The organism is Bradyrhizobium sp. CCGUVB14, from assembly GCF_024199935.1.
Classification (GTDB): domain Bacteria; phylum Pseudomonadota; class Alphaproteobacteria; order Rhizobiales; family Xanthobacteraceae; genus Bradyrhizobium.
Map to the genome: position 1 here is coordinate 4,002,513 of NZ_JANADS010000001.1, position 24,889 is coordinate 4,027,401.

The window sequence follows — 24,889 nt, forward strand, 5'->3', positions numbered from 1 at the left end:
GACAAAGCCGAAATCAGGCGGGTAGGGGCTTGCGTTGGCCCCTCGCTTTGCGCAACAGGGGCGGGACAGGAGGCAGGCGTGGGCTTTGCGGGCGCGATGGTGGTGGCGATGGCGGTGGATGCCCTCACGGGTTGGCCAGCGCCGTTGTTCGCGCGGATCGGCCATCCCGTCACCTGGCTGGGCCGGCTGATCGCCGCCATCGACGCAGGCTGGAATCGCGAGTCTGACCCGCCGGCGCTCCGCCGCGCCGCCGGCGTTGCCGGCGCGCTTCTGGTGATTGCGCTCGCGGTTGCTCTTGGCTGGCTGCTCCAGTCCTTGCTTCGGTTCCTGCTTCCTTGGGGCTGGATCGGAATCGTGCTGGTCGGCATTCTGGCCTGGCCGCTAGTCGCCTTGCGCTCGCTGCATGATCACGTGGCGGCGGTCGCAAATCCTCTGCTGGGCGGTAACATCGCCGCTGCGCGCGAAGCGGTCTCGCGCATCGTCGGCCGTGATCCCGCCGCGCTCGATGAGGCTGGGATTGCGCGCGCGGCGATCGAGAGCCTCGCCGAAAATGCCTCCGACGGCATCGTCGCGCCGGTGTTCTGGGGCGCGCTGTTCGGCCTGCCGGGCATCCTCGGCTACAAGGCGATCAACACACTGGACTCCATGATCGGCCATCGCAGCGAACGCCACGAGGCCTTTGGCTGGGCGGCAGCGCGCATCGACGATGTCGCGAATTTCATTCCGGCTCGCCTGACCGGATTTTTGTTCGTGTTGCTCGCACAGCAGCGCTCCGACGCGCTGTCATGCATGACGCGCGATGCGCGCCGTCATCGCTCGCCCAATGCCGGCTGGCCGGAAGCCGCGATGGCAGGCGGGCTCGGCGTGCGGCTGAGTGGCCCCCGCATCTATCACGGCAGCGCGACTGAGGAGCCCTGGCTCAATGAAGGCGCGCGCGATCCGCTTGCGGCCGACATCGTCGAGGGCTTGACCGTCTACCGTCGCGCCATGCTGCTGCTCGCTGGCGTCCTTGCGATCCTGGCCTTCGCGTGAAAGAACAGGGCATGCGCGAGCACGGTGGAAATCTCGATCTGGCCCAGCAGCGTTTTGGCGGACGCGCGGAGGACTGGATCGATCTGTCGACCGGGATCAACCGGCTGCCTTATCCCGTGGGGGAGATCGACGCGCATTCCTGGCAGGCTTTGCCATCGCGATCCGAGATCGAGGCCCTGCACCAGGCGGCCCGGCACGCCTATCGGACGAGCGAACCGATCGTTGCGATGGGCGGCGCGCAAGCCACCATTCAATTGTTGCCGCAGCTTGCACCGCGCGGCCGGGCGCGCATTCTCGCACCGACCTACAACGAATATGCTCCCGTTCTCTCGGCCGCGGGATGGGAGGTCGAGGAGGTGAGGGCGCTCGACGCGCTGGCGGGGGCGAACCTTGCCATCGTCGTCAATCCCAACAACCCGGACGGCCGCCGTTATGCCCCGGACGATTTGCTCGCGCTGTTGCCGCTTGTCGGTCACCTCGTCATCGACGAGAGTTTTGCTGACGCGGTTCCCGAGCTCTCGCTGGCCTCAGAAGCGGGACGGCCGGGGCTGCTGATCCTGCGCTCGTTCGGAAAGTTCTATGGTCTTGCCGGCCTGCGGCTTGGGTTCGTGATCGGCGACTCGGCCGACATCGGCAAGCTAGCGGCGGCGTCAGGTCCATGGCCGGTGTCGGGTGCGGCGATCGCGATCGGCCGCCGTGCTTTGCGTGACGATGTCTGGGCCAAGGCGACGTCGGCGCGGCTTGCGCGTGACTGTGTTCGTCTCGACGCCATGGTGCAGCCTCATGGCTGGCGGCTGCTCGGCGGCGCGCCGCTGTTTCGTCTCTACGAAACGCCGGACGCGCTTGCCGCGCAGGAAAAGCTGGCGTACGGCCAGATCTGGTCCCGCGTCTTTGCGCAAAACCCCTCATGGTTGCGCCTGGGTCTTCCGGGCGCCGAGGCCGAATGGTCGCGCCTTGCCGAGGTCCTAGCGCGCTAGCGCGAGCAGGCCTTCGACGTCGAGATGTTGCTCGATGTGATCGGCCAGCGCATCGAGCGCGCTCTCGACCCTGGCGTGATACGGCTCGTTGCCCGCGGGAATGTCGAGCTGCGCGAGGTACGCCCTGCGAAACTCATCCGATGTGAACAGGCCGTGCAGATAGCTGCCTTGCGCGCGCCCATCGCGCGAGATCGCGCCTTCCGGCTCGCCGTTCAGTTTGGCGAATGGCCGTGCGCGATCGGTCCCGTCGGTGCGACCGATGTGGATTTCGTAGGCCTGGATCGGCTGATCCGTCGCCGCATGCACGGCCGCCACACGCGTCAGCGTCTTCTGCGGGCTCATCACCGTCTGGACATCCAGAAGGCCAAGGCCCGGCGTGTCGCCCGCGGGCCCTTCAATGCCATCAGGATCGGCGACGCTGCGTCCGAGCATCTGGTAGCCGCCGCAGAGGCCGAGCACGTGGCCGCCCCTGCGGTGATGCGCGAGCAGATCGATGTCCCATCCCTGTGCGCGCAGGAAGGCAAGATCGCCGCGGGTGGACTTTGAGCCGGGGATGATGACGAGCCTGACGTCGCCGGGAATCGCTTCGCCCGGACGCACCATCACGAGATCGACGCCGGGCTCGAGCTTCAGCGGATCGAGGTCGTCGAAATTGGCGATCCGCGACAGCGCGAGGCAGGCGATCTTGCATTGTCCGGGCTTGCGCGCGTCGCTCAGGCCGAGCGCATCCTCGGCCGGCAGCTCGCCGGCGCGCCCAAACCAGGGCAGCACGCCGAAGCCGCGCCATGCGGTCTTCTGCGCGATCAGCTTGTAGCCATCGTCGAACAGCGTGGGATCGCCACGGAACTTGTTGATGACAAACCCCTGGATCATCGCGGCATCATCGGGGTCGACCACCGTCCTGATGCCGACGAGTTGCGCGATGACGCCGCCGCGATCGATGTCGCCGACCAGCACGACGGGGACATCCGCCTTGCGGGCAAAGCCCATATTGGCGATGTCGGATTTGCGCAGATTCACTTCAGCCGGACTGCCGGCGCCTTCGACCAGCACCAGATCGGCGCGCGCCTTCAGGCGCTCGAAACTCTCCAGGACCGCGCCTATGAGTGACGGCTTCATCGCGGCATATTCGCGCGCACGCGCGGTCGCGATGCGCTTGCCATGCACGATGACCTGGGCGCCGACATCGGTCTCGGGTTTCAGCAGCACCGGGTTCATGTCGGTGTGCGGCTCGACGCCTGCGGCGAGCGCCTGCAGCGCCTGCGCACGGCCGATTTCGCCGCCATCGACGGTGACGGCGGCATTGTTCGACATGTTCTGCGGCTTGAACGGGAGCACGCGCAGGCCGCGTCGCGTGAAGGTGCGCGCGAGGCCGGCGACGATGAGCGATTTGCCCACGTCCGAGCCTGCCCCCTGGATCATCAATGCGCGTGCCATGGTTTTTTCAGAGCTTGGCGTCGTCAGAACTCGACGCCGGCCTGCGCCTTGATGCCGGAGCGGAACGGATGTTTCACCAGCGTCATCTCGGTGACGAGATCGGCGATCTCGATCAGCTCGTCCTTGGCGTTACGCCCGGTGAGCACGACATGCGTCATCGGCGGCTTCGAGGTCTTCAGGAAGTCGACGACCTCCGCGATGTCGAGATAGTCATAGCGCAGCGCGATGTTGATCTCGTCGAGCACGACCATGCGCAGATTGGCATCGAGGATCAGCTCCTTGGCCTTGTCCCAGCCGGCGCGCGCCGCCGCGATGTCGCGGGCGCGGTCCTGCGTCTCCCAGGTGAAGCCTTCGCCCATGGCGTGGAACTGGCAGAGCTCGCCGAAATGCCCGGTCAGCAGGCGCCGCTCGCCAGTGTCCCAGGCGCCCTTGATGAACTGCACGACCGCGCAGGGAAAGCCATGGGCGACGCAACGCACGATCATGCCGAAGGCGGAGGAGGACTTGCCCTTGCCGGCGCCGGTGTGGACGATGACGAGGCCCTTTTCGCCGCTCTTGGTCGCCATGATCTTGTCGCGGGCGACCTTGATTCTCGCCATTTTCGCGGCGTGCTTGGCGTCGGTTTCCTCGGCCGTCTGGGTGTCCGGTTCAGGCTTCATCTGACAGGGTCCTTCGGCTTGACAAGAGGCGGCCGGGGGCAAATGGTGACCCGGCGTTGGTTCCTGTCCTATGACAGGCGAAGAGGGAATGCGATAGGGTCCGAATCGGCAAGATTTGGGTCCAAACTGCAGCCGCCCCCGCGACCGTGACCGGAGAGATGCCCAAAGCCACTGATCCTACTTGCGGATCGGGAAGGCGGGGATCGAAGGGGAAACCCTGCTCCGCAAGCCGGGAGACCTGCCAGCGCGGACGATTTTTGGACCGGCGGACGGGGTGTTCCGCGACGGGGAAACGGGCCTTCGCAGAGAAGGTTCGTGAGCCTCTTCGCCTCCCGCTGTTACTTCTGGAAGAGGCGATGACCGTCACACTGCATGTCTGCATCACCTGCCGCGCCGGCCAGACGCTTGGCGAGGGCGAGGTTACGCCCGGCAAGCGCCTGCATGGTGCGATCCTCGAGGCCGGCGTGCCCGACGGCGTCAATGTGGTTCCCGTCGAATGCCTGTCTGCATGCAGCCAGGGCTGCTCGGTCGCGCTGAGCGCGCCCGGCCGCTGGTCCTATGTCTATGGCCGGCTGTCGGATGCCAACGCGCAGGACGTGGTCGCGGGCGCTGCCGCCTATGCCGCCGCGCCCGACGGCCTCGTGCCCTGGCGCAGTCGGCCGGAAATCTTTCGCAAGCAGTCGCTTGCCCGCATTCCCCCCATTGCCGTGTTGCCGGAGGCCGCCGAATGAATTCGCTCGCAAAAGTCCCTGTGACGGTCGTCACCGGTTTTCTCGGCTCCGGCAAGACCACGCTGATCCAGCATCTGCTCAGCAATCCCAACGGCAAGAAGCTCGCGGTGCTCGTCAACGAGTTCGGAAGCGAGGGCGTCGACGGCGAGATCCTGAAGTCCTGCGCCGATGCCAACTGCCCTGAGGAGAACATCGTCGAGCTCGCCAATGGCTGCATCTGCTGCACCGTCGCCGACGACTTCATTCCGACCATGGAGAAGCTGCTGGCGCGGCCCGTGAGGCCCGATCACATCCTGATCGAGACCTCGGGGCTGGCTCTGCCGAAGCCGCTGCTGAAGGCGTTCGACTGGCCGGAGATCCGCTCGCGGATCACGGTCGACGGCGTGATCGCACTGGCCGATGCCGAGGCTGTCGCCGCCGGTCGCTTCGCGCCGGATCCGGTTGCTGTCGAAGCACAGCGCGCGGCCGACGAAAATCTCGATCACGAGACGCCGCTGTCGGAAGTGTTCGAAGACCAGATCGCCTGTGCCGATATCGTGCTGCTGACCAAGGCCGATCTGGCCGGCAGCGCCGGCATCGAGGCTGCCAAGGCGTTGATTACCGCCGAGATGCCGCGCCGCGTGCCGATGCTGCCCATCACCGACGGCGCGATCGACGCGCGCGTCATCCTTGGTCTCGGCGCCGCCGCCGAGAACGATCTCGCCGCGCGCCCCTCGCATCATGACGGCGAGGAAGAGCACGAGCACGACGATTTTGCTTCGGTCGTGATTGATCTGCCTGAAGTGACCGATGTCGATGCGCTGGTCGCATCCGTCCAGAAGCTGGCCCGTGAACAGAACGTGCTGCGTGCCAAGGGCTACATCGCAGTGGCGGGCAAGCCGATGCGCCTGCTGCTGCAGGCGGTCGGCGAGCGCGTGCGTCACCAGTTCGACAAGCCCTGGGGCGCGGGCGGCAGGCAATCGAAGCTCGTCGTGATCGGCGAGCACGGCGATATCGATGAGGCCGCGATCAAGGCGGGATTGGGAGTCTGATGCACGTCGTCTTCCGCGAGAGCCGCGGTCTGGAAGAGACCGCGACGCCAAGGGACATCGGCCAGGACCCGGCCGATCTCGTGGTGCTCTCGTACTCGGATTCCGATCTCGCGGCGTTTGCGGCCGGCTGGCGGCGCGGCCGCGACAGCCTGCCGTCGCTGCGGCTGGCGAACCTCGCGGAGCTCCGTCATCCACTCTCGGTCGATACCTATGTCGAGCGCACGCTGTCGCAGGCGCGCGGCATTCTGGTGCGGCTGATCGGCGGTGAGTCCTATTGGCCCTATGGCCTCGCGGCGCTCCAGCAGCTGGCAAGAGATCGCAACATCGTGCTCGCCGTGCTGCCGGCCGATGGTCGCGACGATACGCGGCTCGATGCGTACTCCACCTTGCCGGTCTCGACGCTGCGCCGGCTGAAAGTGCTCTGCGACACCGGTGGTCCCGTTGCTGCGCAAGCCGCGATCGCGCAGCTCGCGCTGGCCTCGGGCCTCTATGCCGGCCCCGTCGTCGGCGAAATGAACGTGCCCGAGATGGGCTTTTACGATCCCGCACGTCGCGTGATCGCCGCGCCGTTGACGGGCGATGGAAAGCCGCGCGCGCTGGTGACGTTCTATCGCTCCTATCTCACCGCCGCGGACACCGGCCCGGTCGATGCACTGATCGCTGTTCTGCGCGAGAAGGGCTTTGACGCGCACGGCGTGTTCGTGACCTCGCTGAAGGCTGCGGGCGTCGCGGAGTGGTTGCGGGACCATCTCGCCAAGAATCCTCCGGCTGCGATCGTCAATGCGACGGCGTTCTCGGCGATGGGCGACGACGGCACGACGCCGTTCGATGTCGCGTCATGTCCGGTGTTCCAAGTCGCGCTCTCATCGGCGCGCCGTGAGGATTGGGTGGAGTCGCTGCGCGGCCTGTCGCCCGGTGACCTCGCGATGCATGTGGTGCTGCCCGAGGTCGACGGCCGGCTGTTCGCGGGCGTGGTGAGCTTCAAGTCGGCCGCGGCGCACGATCCGGATCTGCAATTTTCGCATCTGGCCCATCAGCCGGACGAGGAGCGTGTGAATGCCATCGCCGCCCGCGTTGCGGCCTGGCGGCGACTTGCGGAGACACCGGCCGCCGAGAAGCGGCTGGCCATTGTGCTCTCGAACTATCCCGGACGTCCGCACCAGATCGCGCATGCGGTCGGTCTCGACGCGCTTGCCTCGGTCGAGGCGATGGTGGGCGATCTCGCTGAGGCCGGCTTCGATGTCGCGCCGGTCCGTGCGCTGGGCGAGACGTTGCTGAACCAGCATCTGACCTGGAGCGTCGCCGCGTACCGCGCGGCGCTCGCGCGTCTTCCTCAGGTCCTGCAGGACGATCTTGCGAAAGCCTGGGGCGCGCCGGAGAGCGATCCGAGCTGCCGCGATGGCGCATTCCACTTCGCCGCGATTGCCTGCGGCCATTCGATCATCGCGGTCCAACCCGAGCGCGGCGATGCGACGACACGCGATTCCGACTACCACGATCTCGCCCGCACGCCGCGTCATGCCTATGTCGCGTTCTATCTCTGGCTCCGCGGGCAGGGGTGTGATGCCGTCGTGCACATGGGGGCGCACGGCACGCTGGAATGGCTGCCGGGAAAATCCGTGGCGCTGTCCGCAAGCTGCTGGCCGGAAGCGCTGATCGGCGATCTGCCCGTCATCTATCCCTTCATCGTCAACGATCCCGGTGAGGCCGCGCAGGCCAAGCGGCGCATCGGCGCCGTCACCATCGGCCATCTGCCGCCGCCGCTCGCGCAATCCGCGGTGCCGGAAGGCCTGCGTCGGCTGGAACGCCTGCTCGACGAGTATTCGACCGCCGATGGTCTCGATCCCGCCCGTCGCCAGCGCCTGATCGCCGCGATCCGCGAGGAGGCGCGCGTAGCCGGCCTCGAAGACGATCTCGGGCTTGATGCCTCGGCGGCTCCGGCCGAAGCGATCCCGCGGATCGACCGCTTCGTTTGCGATCTCAAGGAAAGCCAGTTCGGCGACGGCCTGCATGTGTTCGGTCGCGGCGACTGCGGCGACGCCGAGCGGGACGCAATGCTTGCCGCGCTTGGGGGGCAGCGCGTTGCGCCGGGCCCATCTGGCTCGCCCTATCGCGGACGCGGCGATGTTCTGCCGACGGGGCGCAATCTCTTTGCCGTCGATCCGCGCGCCGTGCCGACGCCGTCGGCGCATGCACAGGGGATAAAACTCGCCGAAGAGCTGTTGCGCCGCCATCTGCAGGATCACGGCGATTGGCCGAAGGGCCTCGTGGTCGATCTCTGGGGCTCCGCGACCATGCGGACCGCCGGCGAAGAATTCGCAATGGCGCTGCATCTCGCCGGTCTTGCACCGCGCTGGGATCACGCCTCCGGCCGCGTCACCGGCTACGACATCATCACGCCGGCCGAACTCGGCCGTCCCCGCGTCGACGTCACGCTGCGCGTGTCGGGCCTGTTCCGCGATGTCTTCGCAGGCCTTGCGCAATTGTTCGGAGCCGCCACTGAAGCGCTGGCCTCGCGCGAGGAGGAGGGCGAGGAAAATCCCTATCGCCACCGCGCCTCCCGCGTGTTCGCGCCGCGGCCCGGGCAATACGGCGTCGGCCTCTCGGCGATCCCCGATGCGTTCACGCCCGAGACGCGCGATGCGGCCGGCGAGGCCTGGCTGTCGGCATCGTCCTGGGCGTTCTCCGCCGATGGGGAGATCAAGCCCGATCGCGCCGGCATCGAGCAGCGGCTCGCATCCGCCGATGCGTTCGTTCACGTGCAGGATCTGCCGGAAACCGATCTGCTGCTCGCCGCCGACTATGCCGCGCATGAAGCAGGCATCGCAGCTGCCGCTGCCCATCTCGGTGCTGCCGGACCTTCGCTCTATCATCTCGATACGACCCGCCCCGAGCAGCCGCACGCGCGGACGCTGACGGAGGAGATTTCGCGCGTGGTCCGTGCGCGCGCCGCCAACCCGGCCTGGATCGCCGGCATGATGTGCCACGGCTTTCGCGGCGCCGCCGAAATCACCGCGACGCTGGAGCACATGGCCGCCTTCGCCCATCTCGCCGGCGCGGTGCCGCCGCATCTGTTCGATCTCTACTATGACGCCACGCTCGGCGATGCCGAAATCCGCGCTTTCATGGCGCGCGAGAATCCGGCGGCGCTGGCCGCGATGGAGACCTGCTTTACGCGCCTGCATGAGGCCTCGCTCTGGCGAACGCGCCGCAACTCGATTGCGGCTGCGCTGAAGGAGGCGTCATGAGCGCGGCTTCGGTGAAGGGCTGGTGTCCCGGCGCGCTGCGGCCGATGCAATCGGGCGACGGGCTCGTGGTCCGCGTGCGCCCGTTCGGCGGCCGGATCGATGCGGCACAGGCCGCCGGGCTTGCGCATCTTGCCGAGCGCCACGGCAATGGTCTGATCGACGTGACCAGCCGCGCCAATCTCCAGATCAGGGGCGTCAGCGAGAGCAGCCACCGGCTGCTGCTTGATGGTCTGGCGCAACTGACACTGCTGGACCCTGACGCCGACACTGAGTCCCGGCGCAACATCCTGGTCACGCCGTTCTGGCGCGACGGCGACGAGACCCAGGCGCTTGCGGCCGAGCTCGAAGAAGCGTTGGCAGACTCGATGCTCGAACTGCCGACCAAATTCGGCTTCGCCATCGATGACGGCAAGTCGCGCGTGCTCGCCGGCAATTCCGCTGACGTGCGGATCGAGCGTGATGCTGCTGGCCGCCTCCTTGTGCGCCCGGACGGCGCCAGGTTCGGCCGCAGCGTTGCACGTGGCGAGGCTGTGGCGACCGCACTTGCTGTTTCACGCTGGTTCGCCGCGTCCGGCGTCAGGGATGGGCGAGGGCGGATGGCAACGCATCTTGCGGCCGGCGCGAGATTGCCCGAAGCGCTGCGCGGCGAAGCGGAGCCTGCGCCCATCATGGCCGCAGTGCGTCCCGGCCTTTATCCGCAGGGTGCCATGGTCGGCGTTGCCTTCGGGCAGATGCCGCATACGACGCTCAATCAGCTCTCCGGCTGCGGGCATGCGCTGCGGATGACGCCGTGGCGGATGGTTCTCAGCGAGGGCAAGCGGACGATGCCAACCACGTCCGGCCTGATCACCGAAGCCTACGACCCGGCGCTGCGCGTCATCGCCTGCAGCGGCGCGCCGCGTTGCCGCGAGGCGCATGCCGACACCCGCGCGCTTGCCGCGGCGCTGGCGCCGAACATCGGCGCAGCCTCGCGACTTCACGTCTCGGGCTGCGCCAAGGGCTGCGCCCATTCCGGCGCAGCCGCGATCACACTGATTGCGACGGGCGCAGGATTCGATCTCGTGCGCGGCGGGTCGACGCGCGATGAGCCGATCCTGCGCGGGCTCGACCGTGACGACATCGTTCGCGATCCCTCCATCCTGATGGGAGGGCACTGATGCCGCACACATATGAGACCGACGGCGCGGCGATCTACCGCCAATCCTTCGCGACCATCAGGGCCGAAGCCGATCTGGCGCGCTTCGCGCCTGATGAGGAACAGGTCGTGGTGCGGATGATCCATGCCGCCGGCATGGTCGGCCTGGAGACGCACATCCGCTTTACGCCGGGGATGGCCACCGCCGCGCGCGCGGCGTTGCAGAAGGGCGCGCCGATCCTGTGCGATGCGCGCATGGTCTCGGAGGGAATTACGCGCGCGCGGTTGCCCGCGGCCAACGCCGTCATCTGCACGCTTGGTGACGAGACCGTTCCCGCGCTCGCGCAGTCCATGCGCAACACGCGCTCGGCCGCGGCGCTGGAGCTGTGGCGGCCGCATCTCCACGGCGCGATCGTCGCGATCGGCAATGCGCCGACGGCGCTGTTTCATCTGCTCAACATGCTGGAGGACCGCGACTGTCCGCGGCCCGCGGCGATCATCGGATGCCCCGTCGGTTTCGTCGGTGCGGCCGAATCCAAGGCCGCGCTGATGGCCGATCCGCCGGTCCCGGCACTGACGGTCGAAGGCCGCCTCGGCGGCTCCGCGATTACGGTCGCCGCGGTGAACGCGCTCGCAAGCCGGAGCGAATAGAGATGGGACGCATCATCTGCTGCGGTCTCGGCCCGGGCGATCCCGATCTGATGAGCGTGCGCGCCGATCGCACCGTGCGCGGCGCGAAGCACGTCGCCTATTTCCGCAAGAAGGGCCGGCCGGGTCAGGCGCGGCGCATCGTCGAGGGCATGCTGGCGACCGATGTCACCGAATATCCCATGGAATATCCGGTCACGACCGAGATCGCCTTCGACAGCCCGGACTACGCCCAGCTGCTGGCCGACTTTTACGACGAATGGGCCGAACGCCTCGCGCGACTGGCCCGCGCCGTCGATGTCGTCGTGCTCTGCGAGGGCGATCCCTATTTCTACGGCTCCTTCATGCATCTGCACACGCGCCTGCAGGGCCGCATCGATATCGAGGTGATCGCCGGCATTCCCGGCATGGTCGGCTGCTGGAACGGGGTGGGACAACCGATCGCGCTTGGCGACGACGTGACGACGGTGCTGATGGGCACGCTTCCCGAGGCCGAGCTCGAAAGGCGCATGCGCGATTCCGACGCGCTCGTGATCATGAAGACCGGCCGCAATCTCGCAAAGGTGCGCCGCGCGCTCGCGTCCGCCGGCCGGCTCGATGATGCCTGGCTGGTCGAGCGCGGCACCATGCCGGGCGAACGCGTCGCGCGGCTCGTCGAGATCGATGCCGCCGATTGTCCGTACTTCGCGATCGTTCTCGTGCACGGCAAAGGCCGGCATCCGGACGCTGCCGAATGACGGGAACGCTGACCATTGCGGGCCTCGGGCCGGGCAGTGATGCACTGGTGACGCCGGAGGTTTCCGCCGCGCTCGCCGCCGCGACGGATATTCTGGGTTACGCGCCCTATGTCGCGCGCGTTCCGCCGCGCGCCGGGCTCTCTCTACATCCGTCCGACAATCGCGAAGAGCTGCAGCGGGCAGCCGAGGCTCTGCGGCTTGCCGCCGCAGGCGGACAGGTTGTCGTCGTGTCCTCCGGCGACCCCGGCGTCTTTGCGATGGCCTCCGCCGTGTTCGAAGCGCTCGAGCAGGCGCCGCAATATCGGGAGCTGCCGATCCGTGTGCTGCCGGGGATCACCGCGATGCTGGCCGCAGCAGCGCGCGCCGGTGCGCCGCTCGGTCACGATTTCTGCGCGATCAATCTCTCCGACAATCTCAAGCCATGGGCCTTGATCGAGCAGCGCCTGCGGCTTGCCGCCGAAGCTGATTTTTCGATTGCGCTGTACAATCCGCGCTCGGCGAGCCGGTCGGAAGGATTTGGCCGCGCGCTCGCGGTGTTGAAGGAGGCCGGCTGTGGCGAGCGGCTGGTGATTTTCGCACGCGCGATCAGCGCAGCCGACGAGACGATCGTGACGGTGGCGCTGAACGACGCAACGCCCGAGATGGCCGACATGCGCACGCTCGTCATCGTCGGAAATTCGCAGACGCGCCGTGTCGGTCGTTGGGTCTATGCGCCGAGGCAGTCGCCATGACCGAGCCACTGCATCACTTCAGCGACGCTCTCCACCCGCAGCCGCTTCGGCAGCGTTGGTCGCGAGATCATGATCACGGGCAGTCCGAGCCTGCGGGCGGCATCGATCTTGGCGTGCGCGCCGTCACCGCCGGAATTGCGGGCGACGACCCAATCGATGCCGCGCTTGCGCATCATGTCGAGCTCGCCGTCGAGTGTGAACGGCCCGCGCGACACGAGTACATCGGCAGTGAAGGGCAGCGGCGCTTCGGGCGGATCGACGAAGCGCAGCGTGTAGGCGTGTCGCGGCTTCGCCGCGAACGGCGCGATGTGCTGACGGCCGATGGCGAGGAACACGTGTGCGGGCGCTTCGGGCAGGGCAGCGGCCGCGGCGGCGACGTCGCCGACTTCAATCCAGTTGTCACCAGGCCTTCTGGTCCAGGGCGCGCGCTCGAGCGCGATCAACGGCGTGCCGGTGTTCGCACACGCCTCAACGGCATTGCGGCTCATCTCGGCTGCGAACGGATGCGTCGCGTCGATCACATGCGTGATGGTTTCGCGCCTGATGTAATCGGCAAGCCCGCTCACGCCGCCGAAGCCGCCGATGCGGGTCGGCAGCGGCTGATCGGCAGGCACCCGCGTACGGCCGCCGTAGGAATACACGGCGTCAATCCCCGCGCGCGCGATCTCGGCGGCGAGCAGGCTCGCATCGGCAATTCCGCCCAGAATAAGGGCGCGCATCATGGTTGATCCCTGGCTGACCATCATCGGTATCGGCGAAGATGGCCTTGCCGGGCTGTCCGATGCAAGTCGAAAGGCGCTGGCTAGCGCGGAAACCGTGTTCGGCGGCGACCGTCATCTCGCGCTCGCAGATGTCGGCGACCGCGGCCGCGCCTGGCCGGTGCCGTTCGATGCTGACATCGTGCTGAGCTGCCGCGGCCGGCCGACGGCGGTGCTGGCTTCCGGCGATCCGTTCTGGCATGGCGCCGGCGCGGGCCTCGCCGAGAAGTTGGCGGCCGGTGAATGGATTGCGTACCCCGCACCATCGACCTTCTCGCACGCCGCCGCGCGGCTCGGCTGGCGGCTCGAATCCGTTGTCTGTCTCGGGCTTCATGCTGCGCCATTCGAGCGTCTCGTGCCGCATCTCGTGCCGGACGCGCGGATCATTTGTCTCGTGCGCGACGGCAAGGCCGCCGGCGATCTTGCAAGATGGCTGAGCGGTCGCGGATGGGGCGCCTCGACATTCTGGAGCCTCGCAGCGCTCGGCGGTCCGCGCGAAAGTATTGCGGAGCATCGTGCGGACAACTTCGCTGGTGATGTTGTTGGAAACCTGGTCGCGGTCGCCGTCGAGGCAAGGGGCGGGCAGGGCATTCCCCGCAGCTCCGGACTGTCAGACGATCTCTTCGTTCACGACGGCCAGATCACCAAGCGGCCGGTGCGCGCGCTCGCGCTCTCGGCCCTGGCGCCGCGTTCCGGTGAGCGCCTGTGGGACATCGGCGCCGGCTCCGGCTCGATCTCGGTGGAGTGGGCGCTGTGCGGGGGAACTGCGATCGCCGTTGAGGTCCGAGAGGGTCGCGTCGCGAACATCCGCAGCAATGCGGCGACGTTTGGATTGGTGCATCGGATCACCGTCGTCACGGGACAGGCGCCGGAAGCGCTCGCAACGTTGGATGTGCCCGACGCCGTCTTCGTCGGTGGCGGTCTCGATCGTGCGATGTTCGACGTGGTGTGGTCGCGGCTTGCGCGGGGTGCGCGGCTGGTCGCGCATGCCGTGACGCTGGAGACGGAAGCGCTGCTCGGCGAGCTGCATCAGCAGCATGGTGGCGAGCTGATGCGGGTCGAGATTGCGCATGCCGCTGCGCTCGGCCGCTATCGCTCCTGGGAGGCCGTGCGGCCGGTGGTGCAGTGGAGTGCGGTCCGATGAAGGTCGCCGGGCTCGGATTCAAAAAAGATGTTACGCTCGCCTCGTTACGCGATGCGCTTGCGGCGGCGGGCGGTGCCGATGGCCTCGCGGCCGTGGCAACCGTCAGCGACAAGGCCGACGCAGAGGCACTGAAATTGCTCGCGCACGAGTGTGGCGTTCCAATCAAGGCCATCGCTACCGACATGCTGGCCGGTATCGCGACGCCGACGCAGTCGTCGCTGGTTGCCGAAAGGTTCGGCACGGGATCGGTCGCCGAAGCGGCAGCGCTCGCCGCCGCCGGCCCACGCGCGCGGCTCATCGCACCGCGCGCGGTCTCGCAGGATCGCACCGCGACCGCGGCGATCGCGGAAGGAGACGGTCCATGACGGTGCATTTCATCGGCGCCGGGCCGGGCGCCGCCGATCTTCTCACCTTGCGGGGGCGCGATCTCATCGCGTCCTGTCCGGTCTGCCTCTATGCGGGCTCGCTGGTGCCCGAGGGCGTGCTGGCGCATTGCCCGAGCGGTGCGCGCATCGTCAACACCGCGCCTCTGTCGCTCGACGAGATCATCGCGGAGATCACAGCCGCGCATGCGGAGGGCAAGGACGTCGCGCGGCTGCATTCCGGCGATCTCTCGATCTGGTCAGCGATGGGCGAGCAGCTTCGCCGCCTGCGCGCGCTCGGCATCCCCTTTACGGTGACACCCGGTGTGCCGTCGTTCTCGGCGGCCGCAGCGGCTATCGAGGCCGAGCTGACATTGCCCGGTCTTGCCCAGACGGTGGTGCTGACGCGCACACCGGGCCGCGCCAGCGCGATGCCCGAGGGCGAGAAACTCGCTGCCTTTGCGGCGACCGGCGCAGTGCTGGCCATTCATCTGTCGATTCATCTGCTCGACAAGGTCGTCGCCGAGCTGACGCCGCATTACGGCACGGATTGCCCGGTCGCGATCGTCTGGCGCGCGAGCTGGCCGGATCAGCGCATTGTTCGCGCTACGCTGGCGACGCTCGACGCGGCCGTCGGCGTCGAGATGGAGCGCACCGCGCTCATCCTGGTGGGCAAGACGATTGGTGCGGCGGATTTCGACGAGAGTCGTCTCTATGCCGCCGACTACGACCGCCGCTATCGCCCTGTCGGCACTGAGCCGCGTTTTCCGGAGGCGTCGTGATGCCGGCGGGTCTCGTCATCTCCGCGCCGGCCTCCGGCGTCGGCAAGACCACGCTGACGCTGGCGCTGGCGCGCGCCTGGCGCAATCGCGGATTACGCGTGCAGTGCTTCAAGAGCGGGCCTGACTATATCGATCCCGCCTTCCATGCCGCCGCCACGGGGCGCGCCTCGGTCAATGTCGATAGCTGGGCGATGGATTGCGCCAGTATCGCGCATCTCATCAGCCGCGGCACTGATGCCGACATCGTGCTCACCGAGGGCTCGATGGGCCTGTTCGACGGCGTCGCCACGCGCGGTATTTCCGGCACCGGCGCCACCGCCGACATCGCGGAGATGCTGGGCTGGCCGGTGGTGCTCGTGATCGATCCCTCCGGACAGGCGCAAACAGCCGCGGCGATTGCCGCGGGCCTGCGTGACTACCGCCCCGGCGTGCGCCTTGCCGGCGTGGTGCTTAATCGCGTTGCCAGCCCGCGCCACGAGGATCTTGTGCGGCGCGCGCTCAATGACGTCGGCATCGCCGTGTTCGGCGCGCTGCCGCGCCATGCCGAGATCAGCCTGCCGAAGCGGCATCTCGGCCTGGTTCAGGCCGAGGAGCAGGCCGAGATCGGAAAACTGATCGACGAGGCCGCGCGCTTTGTCTCGGGGCACGTCGATCTCGATGCGGTGCTGCGAGCCGCAGCCGCGTCGTCCGTGCAACCAGCGGCGAACGGCCTGAACGTGACGCCGCCCGGCCAGCGCATTGCCTTGGCCCGCGATGCCGCGTTTTCTTTCGTCTATCCGCATATGCTGGAAGCCTGGCGCGCGGCAGGCGCGGAGATCTCGACCTTCTCGCCGCTCGCCGACGAAGTGCCCGACGCCAACGCCGACGTGTGCTGGCTGCCCGGCGGCTATCCCGAGCTTCATGCCGGCAAGATCGCCGCCAACGCGCGCTTCCGCAGCGGCCTGCGCGCCTTCGCCGAGACACGACCCGTGCACGGCGAATGCGGGGGGTATATGGTGCTGGGGACTGCCTTGACCGATGCCGACGGTATCCGTCATGAGATGACGGGCCTGCTCGGACTGGAGACGAGCTTTGCCAAGCGCCGCATGCATCTCGGCTATCGTCTTGCCGCGCTCGCGGCGCCCATGCCGGGCCATCAGGTTGGAGCGCGCCTGCGCGGTCATGAATTCCACTACTCGACGATCATCGCCCAGCCCGATACGCCGCTGGCGGTCGTGCATGATGCGACAGGCGCCGTCATCGCCGAGACCGGCTCGCGGCGGGACCACGCGACTGGCACCTTCTTCCATCTGATCGCGGAGGACCGGTGAGCGGCTTCGTCTCCTTTATCTCCGCCGGCCCCGGCGACCCCGAGCTTCTCACGCTCAAGGGCGCCGCGCGGCTGCGCGAGGCCGACGTCGTGCTCTATGACGATCTCGCCTCGGGCGCGATCCTCGATCTGGCGCGCCCGGGCGCCAATCTCGTCGCGGTCGGGAAACGGGCAGGGCGGCCGTCGACAAAACAGCATCACGTCAATCGCCTGCTCGTGGACTATGCCGCCACCGGCGTGCGCGTGGTCCGGCTGAAGTCTGGCGATGCCGGCATTTTTGGCCGGCTCGAGGAGGAGCTGGAGACGCTGCGCGAGGCCGGCATCGGCTATGAGATCGTTCCCGGCGTCACCTCGGCCTGCGTCGCCGCGGCGCAAGCCGGGATTCCCCTGACCCGTCGCCACACCTCGCGCCGGGTGCAGTTCGTCACCGGGGCCGACGTCACCGGCGAGCTGCCGCAGAATTTGAACTGGGCGGCGCTGGCCGATCCTGATGCGACGACCGTGGTCTATATGGGCCGGCGCACCTTTCCGGCGCTGGTCGCGAAATTGATCGAGCACGGGCTCTCGCCCGATACGCCGGCGCTGTTCGCCGAGTCCCTCGGCCGCGCCGACGAGCGGCTGGTGCGCACCACGATTGCCGAGCTTGCCGAGCAGCTCGCGCGCGGCGGTGCTGCTTCCACGGCAGCCGTGATCATGTTCGGCGCGCTGGCGGAGGACGGATCGTCATGATGACGCTCTCCCTGATCGGCATCGGTTGCGGCGATCCCGGACAGCTCACGCGCGCTGCGATTGGCGCGATCAACGCCGCCGATCTCGTCCTGATCCCGCGCAAGGGGACGGCAAAATCCGATCTCGCCGATCTCAGGCGGACCATCTGCGCGGATGTACTCGCCAACGGCACCACGCGTATCGCCGAGTTCGATCTGCCCGTGCGCGACGCCGGTGAGGCCGACTACCGCAAGGGCGTGGACGATTGGCACGACGCGGTCGCTGCGGCCTGGTCGCGGTCGATCGCTGATCATCTCGGCGGAGACGGCAAGGTCGCGCTGCTGATCTGGGGCGATCCCTCGCTGTACGATTCCTCGCTGCGCATCGCGCGGCGGCTCAATCCGTTGCCAGAAATCGAGGTCGTGCCCGGCATCACCTCGATCCAGACGCTGTGCGCGGCGCATGCGCTGCCGCTCAACGACATCGGCGAGCCGTTTCTGGTCACGACGGGACGCCGCTTGCGTGAAGGCGGCTGGCCGGTGGGCGTCGACACGATCGTCGTGATGCTCGACGGCGGCACGGCGTTCCAGTCGCTCGATCCGGCCGGACTTCACATCTGGTGGGGCGCCTATCTCGGCATGGCCGATCAGATCATCATGTCCGGCCGGCTCACCGAGGTCGGCCCGCGCATCGTCGCCGCACGACACGAAGCGCGCGAGCGGCATGGCTGGATCATGGACAATTACATTCTCAAGCGCAGGCCGTAAGCGAGGCAGCATGCTCCCTGAATGGGTCACCCGGAAATGCCCCGAGATCTCCGTCGCGCATCGCGATGCGGCGATCGCGCGACAGACACAACTGACAAAGCCGACCGGCGCGCTTGGGCGGCTCGAGCAGCTTGCGATCGAGCTTGCCGGCTTGCAGGCGACTGAACGCCCTCGCGCCGCGCGCGTGCCGATCATCATCTTTGCCGGCGATCACGGCATCGTCGCGCAGGGCGTGTCGGCCTATCCGCAGGCCGTCACCATCGCGATGATGGCGAATTTTGCTTCGGGCGGCGCCGCGATCTCGGTGATGGCGCGCGAGCTCGGTTCGAGCCTCGAAGTGGTCGACGCCGGAACGCTGGCGCAAGAGGCGGTGCCCGATATCGTCACGGACAAGCCACGCCCTGGCACGCGCGATTTCAGCGTCGAAGCTGCGCTCACGCCGGCGGAGCTGGCGTTCGCCTTCGAGGCGGGACAGCGCGCAGTGGCGCGGGCGAAGGCCGATCAGCCCGATCTCCTGATCTTCGGCGAGATGGGTATCGGCAACACCACGACCTCAGCGGCGATCGCCGCGAGCCTGCTCGGCGTCGCTGCCGAGGAAATTGCGGGCCACGGCACCGGCGTGGATGCGGCGGGCCGTGCGCACAAAGCGCGGGTGATCGATGCGGCGATCGCGCGTCATAGTGTTGCGGGTGCGGCGCCCGAGAAGATCCTGTGCGCCGTCGGTGGCCTCGAGATCGCGGCGATCTCGGGCGCAATCATAGCAGCTGCGCAGGCGCGCATTCCCGTGCTGATCGACGGTTTTATCGTGTCGGTCGCAGCACTCGCAGCGGTGCGGCTCAATCCATCGTGTCAGCCGTTCCTGCTCCCCTCGCATCAATCGGCGGAGCAGGGGCACCGGCTGGTGCTGCGCGCGCTGAACGTACAGCCGCTGATCAGCCTCGATCTCAGGCTTGGCGAGGGATCGGGCGCTGCGATCGCGCTGCCGCTGGTGCGCTCGGCCTGTAGCCTTCACAACGACATGGCGACGTTCGCACAGGCCAATGTCCCGGACCGGCCGTCCTAGGCCACGCGCTGATTGACGGAGACGACGCGCCAGCCGGTCGCGAGCCGGTCGATCCGGGTCAGCGACAGCGGATCGACGACGAAGCGCAAGGCCGCGTGCGGCGTCAGATCCAGCGCGATGCACAACGCGGCGCGGATGGTGCCGGAATGCACGATCAGCGCTGCCTGACCAGCGCCGATCCGCGCAAGGCCCAACCGCACGCGCGCGACTTGTTCTTCAAAGCTCTCGCCGCCGGGCGGCCGTCCGCGCGCCGGATCGCTCCAGAACTGCGCATAGGCCTCGCCGCCGTTCGCTGCGAGCTCGTCATGGCGCCGGCCGGTCCAGTCGCCGAAATCCTGCTCGCCGAATTCGGGCAGCAGGTCAGGCTGAAGCCCCAGCGCGCGCGCCGTCTCGACCGTGCGTCGCGAAGGGCTTGCATAGCACGCCGCATCCCGTGGCAAGCACCGTCGCAGCTTCTCGAGCTGCACGCGATCGCCGAGATCGGCAGGCGCGTCGGCGGCGTGGATCGTCCCTTTGACGCCCTCGACCGGCGCATGCCGGATCAGCCAGAGGAAGGTCTCGCCTTCCATGCCTATCTCCAAAGAAGTTGGTCGCTGTGGCAATAACGCCGCAGCTTGTACATTGACTCTGTCTTGATCGTAACCCTAGATGACTTTGACGGTTTCCCCGAGAGGGGATGAAAAGGGAATGCGGTGCGGGGACATGGTCCCCAATGCCGTAGCTGCCCCCGCAACTGTAAGCGGTGAATCCTTCGTCACAAGCCACTGGGTCCTCGGTCCCGGGAAGGCGACGAAGCGGTCACGACCCGCGAGCCAGGAGACCTGCCGTCAGCCGTGGTCACACGCGAAGATGTCGGTCGGGGAGTACAGACATTCGGCTTCATCGGAGGGCTTATCAGCCGGAAGATGGGACCTTGGTTCGCGGTGACGTGCCACTGACGTCACACCGAGGTCCAAGACCGTGTCTTCCATCCGTATTGTACGACCACGCCATTTCCTGCTGGCGTCCGCCGCTCTCACATGTTTTGCCGCCACCGACATGTCATCTGCCTTGGCGCAGCAGGCTCGCGAGCCCCTGCCTGCGGTGGAGGTTTCGCCGCCGCAATCCCGTCAGCAGGCCAAGCCGGGCGGCCGGGACGCGGCAAGCGCACGCCGCACGGCCGCACGCAGGCCCGCCGCGGCAGCGGCCGCGCCAAAGCCGGTCGTGCCGAACGCCACAGTGCCGACACCGCTCAACAGCAATGCGGTCGCCGAGAGCGCCTCGCGTCTCGGCCTGACCGTGCGCGAGACCCCAGCGACCGTCGAGGTGATCTCGGCCGAGACGATCCGCGAGCAGGGCTACCGCACCGTCTCCGACGTCGCCCAGGGCGCGGTTGGCGTCACCGCCGGCGACAATCCGTCCGAGCCGTCGGCCTTCTCGATGCGCGGCTTCACCAACAGCCAGATCAACACGCTCTACAACGGCATCAAGATCGGCCCGCAGAACATGACCTCGCGGGTCATGGATACGGCCAATCTCGAAGCTGTCGAATTTCTGAAAGGTCCGGCGTCGCTGATCTCCGGTGAGGGCGCCGCCGGCGGCGCCATCAACTTCGTCACCAAGCAGCCGCACACCGGGCCGATCCAGAACGAAGCAGACTTCTCCTATGACTCCCTGAACTCGTTCCGCGCGCATTACGGCTCCGGTGGCAGCACCAACGTCCAGGGGCTGGACTATCGCTTCGACATCAGCCGCTCCTCGCTCAACGGCTTTGCCGACGACACCAACACGAGGACGCTCGACGTCTCCGGCCAGCTCAACTACCGGATCTCCGACAGCCTCAAGGTGTGGGGCGCGATCGAGTACCGCGAGGACCGCTCAAAAGCCTATTGGGGCGCGCCGCTGGTGTCGACGGCCTTCAGCGGCTCGCATGCGACGAGCGGCATCGTCTCCGGGAGCTACTTCAACAGGACTGACCTCGGGGCTATTACGATCGACGATCGCACCTTCAACACCAACTACAACGTTCTCGACAATCGCAACGTCGCACAGGAAGTGTGGCTGCGCGGCGGTTTCGAGTTGAAACTGGCGCCTGACCTGACGCTGAAGAGCCAGGCCTATGGTTACGGCGCCGAGCGCAGCTGGTTCAATAACGAGGTCGAGGCGTTTGATTCCACAAACAACCAAGTTTATCGCGAACGCTTCTATGTTGCGCACAGCCAGCGCCTCGTCGGTAACATCACCGACCTGGTCTGGGACGCCAATATCGCGGGCTTCGACAATCGCATGGTCACGACGCTGTCGTCGAGCTATCTCGACTTCGTCAGGCCGGGTTCCGCAACTTTTCCGAATGATTTCGTCTCGCTGGTCGATCCCGATCGCGGCTTCTACGGCACGCTCCTGACCAAGCAGCAGACCGCGCGCATCGACAACGAGGCGCTGTCGTTCGAGGACCGGCTGAAGTTGACGCGGACCTTCTCGTTGATCGGCGGCCTGCGCGTCGAACATATCGGGCTCGATCGTAACTCGACCGACCAGTTCGGTCTGGAGAATGCAGCCTTTCCGTTCTCGAAATCATGGGCGCCCGTCACCGGCCGCATCGGCTACACTTGGGATGCCGTGCCCGGCCTGACCTTCTTCAGTCAGTACGCCACCGGCGCCGACATCGCGGCCAACAACATCTTCCTGCTCTTGCCCACCCAGAACCTGGATCTCACGACCGCGCGCACCTATGAGACCGGCGTCAAGCACGTGTTGTGGGACAACAGGGCGGAGTGGTCGTTCTCGGCCTACGACATCGTGCGCAAGAACGTCTATGTGGCAGCCGGCGGCCAGACGCTCAACATCGCCGGGCGGCAGGAATCGAAAGGTGTTGAGCTTGCCGGCGCGATCCGTCCGATCGAGCCGTTGCGGCTCTGGGGCAACATCGCCTATGTCGATGCGCGCTATGCCGATTACGATTTCGCCGGCGGCTCATTCTCGGGCAACACGCCGCCGAACGTGCCGCGCATCGTCGCCAATGCCGGTGCGTCCTGGCGCTTCTTCACGCCGTGGCCGGTGGAGGTCGGCATCACCGGCCGCCATGTCGGCGACCGCTACAACACCGACGCCAACACCGTGACCATGAATGCCTACACGGTCGGTGATGTCTACGCCTTCGTCGATATCCCCAAGACGGTCTTCAACGCCGTCGACCAGGCCCGCCTGACTTTCCGGGTGCGCAACTTCACCGACAAGCGCTACGCGATCTGGGGCGACCCGTTTTATCCCGACCAGATCCTGCTGGGCGCACCGCGGACCTACGAAATCTCCGCGGCGTTCAAATGGTAGGGCGCTGACCACATGATGGGCGCGATCGTCCTCCTGCACCGCTGGCTCGGGATCGCGTTCTGCCTCCTGTTTGCGATGTGGTTCGCGAGCGGAATCGTGATGCACTTCGTTCCGTTTCCGTCGTTGACGGAAGCGGAACGCTTCACTGGGCTTGCGCCGGTTCAGGGCGGAGCGTCGATCATTCCGGTTGCCGACGCAGTAGTAGCCAGCGGGATAAGTGACGCCACCCGCGTTCGCCTGATCCGGCGCAGCGACGGGCCGGTCTACGTCGTGTCGGGTCCATCGCGCGTGCGGGCGGTCCATGCGTCAGACGGGACGGACGCATCGGTGGAATTTCCCGATCTCGCGCTCGCCATTGCGCAAGACCATGCCCGCAGCCGCGGGCTCGATGCCGCGCGGGCCGGGATAGCTGCGCGTGCTGATTACGACCAATGGAGCGTGCCGAACGGTTTCGATCGCCACCGGCCCCTGTTCCGCATAGCTCTCCGCGATGCGGCCGGGACCGAGATCTATGTCTCGTCGCGCACCGGCGAAGTCGTGCTGGATACGAGCCGCGGCGAGCGTGGATGGAATTGGGTCGGCAGTGTCGTGCACTGGATCTATCCGACGGTTCTCAGGAGCAATTGGCCGCTGTGGGACCAGGTCGTCTCGACACTGTCGCTGGTGGCCTTGATCGCGGCGGTGCTGGGGGCGGTGCTCGGTGTCGTCAGGATCAGGATTCAAGGCCGCCGGATCTCGTCGCCTTATCGCGGCTGGCACGCCCTGCATCATATCATCGGGCTCGTCTCGACCGTTTTCGTGCTGACCTGGATTTTCAGTGGCTGGCTCTCGATGGATCACGGCCGGCTGTTTTCGCGCGGGCAGTTGACCCCGGCGGAGGCTGCCGTGACAAATGCCGTGCCCGACTGGCGCACGGCTCCATCCGTTGATCTGCGGCGCTTGTTGCCATCGGTCCGCGAAGTCGAATGGTTTGCTTTCAACGGAGCGGTGTTTCGGCGCGACCGGACCGGCCTTGACAGTCAGACCTTGATGAAGGGCGGCGAGCCAGCCCGCGATCGGAAGATGGCGTTCCTTGATGAGCAGGACGTTCTCAGCCTGACGACACGCCTGGCGGCCGACTGCGGCGCGGCGTTCCTTGTCGCCGATCACGATGACTATCCCGCGCAGTCCATCGTTCCCGGCGCGCCCATCTACCGTTCCCGCTGCGGTGATCTCTGGTTCGACATCGACGGCGCCGACGGCAGCGTGTTGCAACGGCTGGACGCCTCGCGGCGAGCCTATCGCTGGGCCTACACCGCGCTGCACACGTTCGATTTCCCGGTCGTCATGGCGCATCCGCGCCTGCGCGATGTCCTGATCGTCGGGCTTTGCGCGCTTGGCCTGGTGTTTTCCGTCACCGGCGTCGTGATCGGCTGGCGGCGTTTGCGGGCAACCTTTACCGCCTGAAACGCCTGGCGAACAGATGACATGCAGCCTGCAAAAATTGCGGGTTGCGCAGGCGCCAAGGGCCGAGGATGATCCTTTCCGGGGGGGGCGCAGCCGCGCGCGTCGTGGCAACGGAGTAATCGCGATCGATGTCAGTCCTGCGCAAGCGTCTCGGGATGATCACGCCGTCCTCCAATTCGGTGCTGGAGCCTGCGACCTGCGCCATGCTGCACGGCGTTGACGGCATTACCGTGCACTTCTCCCGTTTCCGCGTCACCGAGATCGCGCTCGACGCAGCAGCGCTGAGCCAGTTCGATGCCTCGGTGATGCTGCCGGCCGCCGACCTGCTGGCCGATGCCAAGGTCGACGCGATTGCCTGGAACGGTACGTCGGCGAGCTGGCTCGGCATCGGTCGCGACAGGAGCCTTTGCCAGGCCATCGCGGCGCGCACCAGCGTGCCGGCGACGACCTCGACGCTCGCCTGCATCGATGCCGCCCGCGCATTTCGCGCCAAACGTGTCGGTCTGGTCTCGCCCTATACCGATGACGTGCAGCGGCGCATCGCCGATGTCTGGGCCGAAGAGGGCATTGCGCCGCATGCCGAGCGGCACCTCGGCCTGCGCGACAATTTCTCCTTCGGCGAGGTCGCGCCCGCGACGATCGCCGACATGATCCGCGCCGTGGCGGCGGAGGGCGCCGACGCAATCGTCATCCTCTGCACCAACCTCGATGGCGCCGCGCTTGCGGCTCCGCTCGAACGGGAGCTCGATATTGCCGTGCTCGACTCCGTTGCGGTCACGTTGTGGCGAAGCCTCAGCCTCGCCGGCGGCGACATCGCAGCGCTTGCGCCGTGGGGACGGATATTCCAGACCTCAGCAATGATGAAGTGACGGAGA

At 67.1% G+C, this 24,889-nt stretch carries 23 protein-coding genes and 2 riboswitches; of the genes, 19 read left to right on the forward strand and 4 right to left on the reverse strand.

Annotated elements, in window-relative coordinates:
* Positions 1–78: 78 nt before the first annotated feature.
* Both cbiB and cobD read left to right on the forward strand, forming a co-directional pair.
* Positions 79–1,032 (forward strand): adenosylcobinamide-phosphate synthase CbiB, encoded by a 954-nt coding sequence (cbiB, locus tag NLM32_RS18420; RefSeq protein ID WP_254130332.1) that lies wholly within the window; start codon positions 79–81, stop codon positions 1,030–1,032.
* Positions 1,033–1,043: 11 nt separating this feature from the next.
* Positions 1,044–2,009, forward strand: coding sequence for a threonine-phosphate decarboxylase CobD (cobD, locus tag NLM32_RS18425; RefSeq protein ID WP_254130333.1), 966 nt, complete (start codon positions 1,044–1,046; stop codon positions 2,007–2,009).
* Here cobD and NLM32_RS18430 read toward each other — a convergent pair.
* Both NLM32_RS18430 and cobO read right to left on the reverse strand, forming a co-directional pair.
* Complete coding sequence (locus tag NLM32_RS18430; RefSeq protein ID WP_254130334.1) at positions 1,998–3,446, reverse strand: cobyric acid synthase; 1,449 nt, start codon at positions 3,444–3,446, stop codon at positions 1,998–2,000. The genes cobD and NLM32_RS18430 overlap by 12 nt on opposite strands.
* A 23-nt stretch (positions 3,447–3,469) precedes the next feature.
* Positions 3,470–4,105 (reverse strand): cob(I)yrinic acid a,c-diamide adenosyltransferase, encoded by a 636-nt coding sequence (gene cobO / locus NLM32_RS18435; RefSeq protein ID WP_254130335.1) that lies wholly within the window; start codon positions 4,103–4,105, stop codon positions 3,470–3,472.
* Between the two features lie 40 nt (positions 4,106–4,145).
* A riboswitch (cobalamin riboswitch) is annotated at positions 4,146–4,366 on the forward strand.
* Positions 4,367–4,461: 95 nt separating this feature from the next.
* Between cobO and NLM32_RS18440 the strand changes: the two genes are divergently transcribed.
* From NLM32_RS18440 to cobJ, 7 genes are read left to right on the forward strand one after another with little or no spacing between them, the layout of a single operon-like run.
* On the forward strand, positions 4,462–4,836 hold the full coding sequence (locus tag NLM32_RS18440; RefSeq protein WP_254130336.1) for a DUF1636 domain-containing protein: 375 nt from the start codon (positions 4,462–4,464) through the stop codon (positions 4,834–4,836).
* Entirely contained in the window at positions 4,833–5,867 is a 1,035-nt protein-coding gene (cobW, locus tag NLM32_RS18445; RefSeq protein WP_254130337.1) for a cobalamin biosynthesis protein CobW, read from the forward strand. Before NLM32_RS18440 ends, cobW begins: the two co-directional genes overlap by 4 nt.
* The gene (gene cobN, locus NLM32_RS18450; protein WP_254130338.1) at positions 5,867–9,115 is read left to right on the forward strand and encodes a cobaltochelatase subunit CobN; all 3,249 of its coding nucleotides are present in this window, start codon (positions 5,867–5,869) and stop codon (positions 9,113–9,115) included. Before cobW ends, cobN begins: the two co-directional genes overlap by 1 nt.
* Positions 9,112–10,272, forward strand: coding sequence for a precorrin-3B synthase (gene cobG, locus NLM32_RS18455; protein WP_254130339.1), 1,161 nt, complete (start codon positions 9,112–9,114; stop codon positions 10,270–10,272). Before cobN ends, cobG begins: the two co-directional genes overlap by 4 nt.
* The gene (locus NLM32_RS18460) at positions 10,272–10,901 is read left to right on the forward strand and encodes a precorrin-8X methylmutase (RefSeq protein ID WP_254130340.1); all 630 of its coding nucleotides are present in this window, start codon (positions 10,272–10,274) and stop codon (positions 10,899–10,901) included. The genes cobG and NLM32_RS18460 overlap by 1 nt, the downstream gene beginning before the upstream one ends.
* 2 nt (positions 10,902–10,903) lie before the next feature.
* Positions 10,904–11,635: a precorrin-2 C(20)-methyltransferase gene (locus tag NLM32_RS18465; RefSeq protein ID WP_254130341.1), complete on the forward strand. Its 732-nt coding sequence runs from the start codon at positions 10,904–10,906 to the stop codon at positions 11,633–11,635.
* Positions 11,632–12,366 (forward strand): precorrin-3B C(17)-methyltransferase, encoded by a 735-nt coding sequence (gene cobJ / locus NLM32_RS18470; protein WP_254130342.1) that lies wholly within the window; start codon positions 11,632–11,634, stop codon positions 12,364–12,366. The genes NLM32_RS18465 and cobJ overlap by 4 nt, the downstream gene beginning before the upstream one ends.
* On the opposite strand, the gene NLM32_RS18475 is transcribed toward cobJ, so the two are convergent.
* Positions 12,342–13,088 (reverse strand): cobalt-precorrin-6A reductase, encoded by a 747-nt coding sequence (locus NLM32_RS18475; RefSeq protein ID WP_254130343.1) that lies wholly within the window; start codon positions 13,086–13,088, stop codon positions 12,342–12,344. The two genes, cobJ and NLM32_RS18475, sit on opposite strands and share 25 nt — an antisense overlap.
* On the opposite strand from NLM32_RS18475, the gene cbiT reads away from it, so the two are divergent.
* Genes cbiT through cobT form a run of 7 tightly spaced genes read left to right on the forward strand, consistent with a single transcriptional unit; the run spans position 13,087 to position 19,259 of the window.
* On the forward strand, positions 13,087–14,268 hold the full coding sequence (gene cbiT, locus NLM32_RS18480) for a precorrin-6Y C5,15-methyltransferase (decarboxylating) subunit CbiT (protein WP_254130344.1): 1,182 nt from the start codon (positions 13,087–13,089) through the stop codon (positions 14,266–14,268). The genes NLM32_RS18475 and cbiT overlap by 2 nt on opposite strands.
* Positions 14,265–14,633: a cobalamin biosynthesis protein gene (locus tag NLM32_RS18485; protein ID WP_254130345.1), complete on the forward strand. Its 369-nt coding sequence runs from the start codon at positions 14,265–14,267 to the stop codon at positions 14,631–14,633. Before cbiT ends, NLM32_RS18485 begins: the two co-directional genes overlap by 4 nt.
* Positions 14,630–15,412, forward strand: a complete 783-nt coding sequence (gene cobM / locus NLM32_RS18490; RefSeq protein WP_254130346.1) for a precorrin-4 C(11)-methyltransferase — start codon at positions 14,630–14,632, stop codon at positions 15,410–15,412. Before NLM32_RS18485 ends, cobM begins: the two co-directional genes overlap by 4 nt.
* Positions 15,412–16,722: a cobyrinate a,c-diamide synthase gene (locus NLM32_RS18495; RefSeq protein ID WP_254130347.1), complete on the forward strand. Its 1,311-nt coding sequence runs from the start codon at positions 15,412–15,414 to the stop codon at positions 16,720–16,722. Before cobM ends, NLM32_RS18495 begins: the two co-directional genes overlap by 1 nt.
* Positions 16,719–17,450, forward strand: coding sequence for a uroporphyrinogen-III C-methyltransferase (gene cobA, locus NLM32_RS18500; protein WP_254130348.1), 732 nt, complete (start codon positions 16,719–16,721; stop codon positions 17,448–17,450). The genes NLM32_RS18495 and cobA overlap by 4 nt, the downstream gene beginning before the upstream one ends.
* Positions 17,447–18,196, forward strand: a complete 750-nt coding sequence (gene cobF, locus NLM32_RS18505) for a precorrin-6A synthase (deacetylating) (protein WP_254130349.1) — start codon at positions 17,447–17,449, stop codon at positions 18,194–18,196. The genes cobA and cobF overlap by 4 nt, the downstream gene beginning before the upstream one ends.
* Before the next feature lie 10 nt (positions 18,197–18,206).
* Entirely contained in the window at positions 18,207–19,259 is a 1,053-nt protein-coding gene (gene cobT, locus NLM32_RS18510) for a nicotinate-nucleotide--dimethylbenzimidazole phosphoribosyltransferase (protein ID WP_254130350.1), read from the forward strand.
* Here the strand turns inward: cobT and NLM32_RS18515 are convergent.
* Entirely contained in the window at positions 19,256–19,828 is a 573-nt protein-coding gene (locus tag NLM32_RS18515; protein ID WP_254130351.1) for a histidine phosphatase family protein, read from the reverse strand. The two genes, cobT and NLM32_RS18515, sit on opposite strands and share 4 nt — an antisense overlap.
* 72 nt (positions 19,829–19,900) lie before the next feature.
* A riboswitch (cobalamin riboswitch) is annotated at positions 19,901–20,103 on the forward strand.
* Positions 20,104–20,219: 116 nt separating this feature from the next.
* Here NLM32_RS18515 and NLM32_RS18520 point away from each other — a divergent pair.
* The 3 genes from NLM32_RS18520 to NLM32_RS18530 all read left to right on the forward strand — a co-directional run bounded on the left by NLM32_RS18520 (position 20,220) and on the right by NLM32_RS18530 (position 24,883).
* Entirely contained in the window at positions 20,220–22,568 is a 2,349-nt protein-coding gene (locus tag NLM32_RS18520) for a TonB-dependent receptor domain-containing protein (protein ID WP_254130352.1), read from the forward strand.
* Between the two features lie 12 nt (positions 22,569–22,580).
* Positions 22,581–24,014, forward strand: a complete 1,434-nt coding sequence (locus NLM32_RS18525) for a PepSY domain-containing protein (protein ID WP_254130353.1) — start codon at positions 22,581–22,583, stop codon at positions 24,012–24,014.
* 128 nt (positions 24,015–24,142) lie between these two features.
* On the forward strand, positions 24,143–24,883 hold the full coding sequence (locus NLM32_RS18530; RefSeq protein ID WP_254130354.1) for an aspartate/glutamate racemase family protein: 741 nt from the start codon (positions 24,143–24,145) through the stop codon (positions 24,881–24,883).
* Positions 24,884–24,889 lie beyond the last annotated feature (6 nt).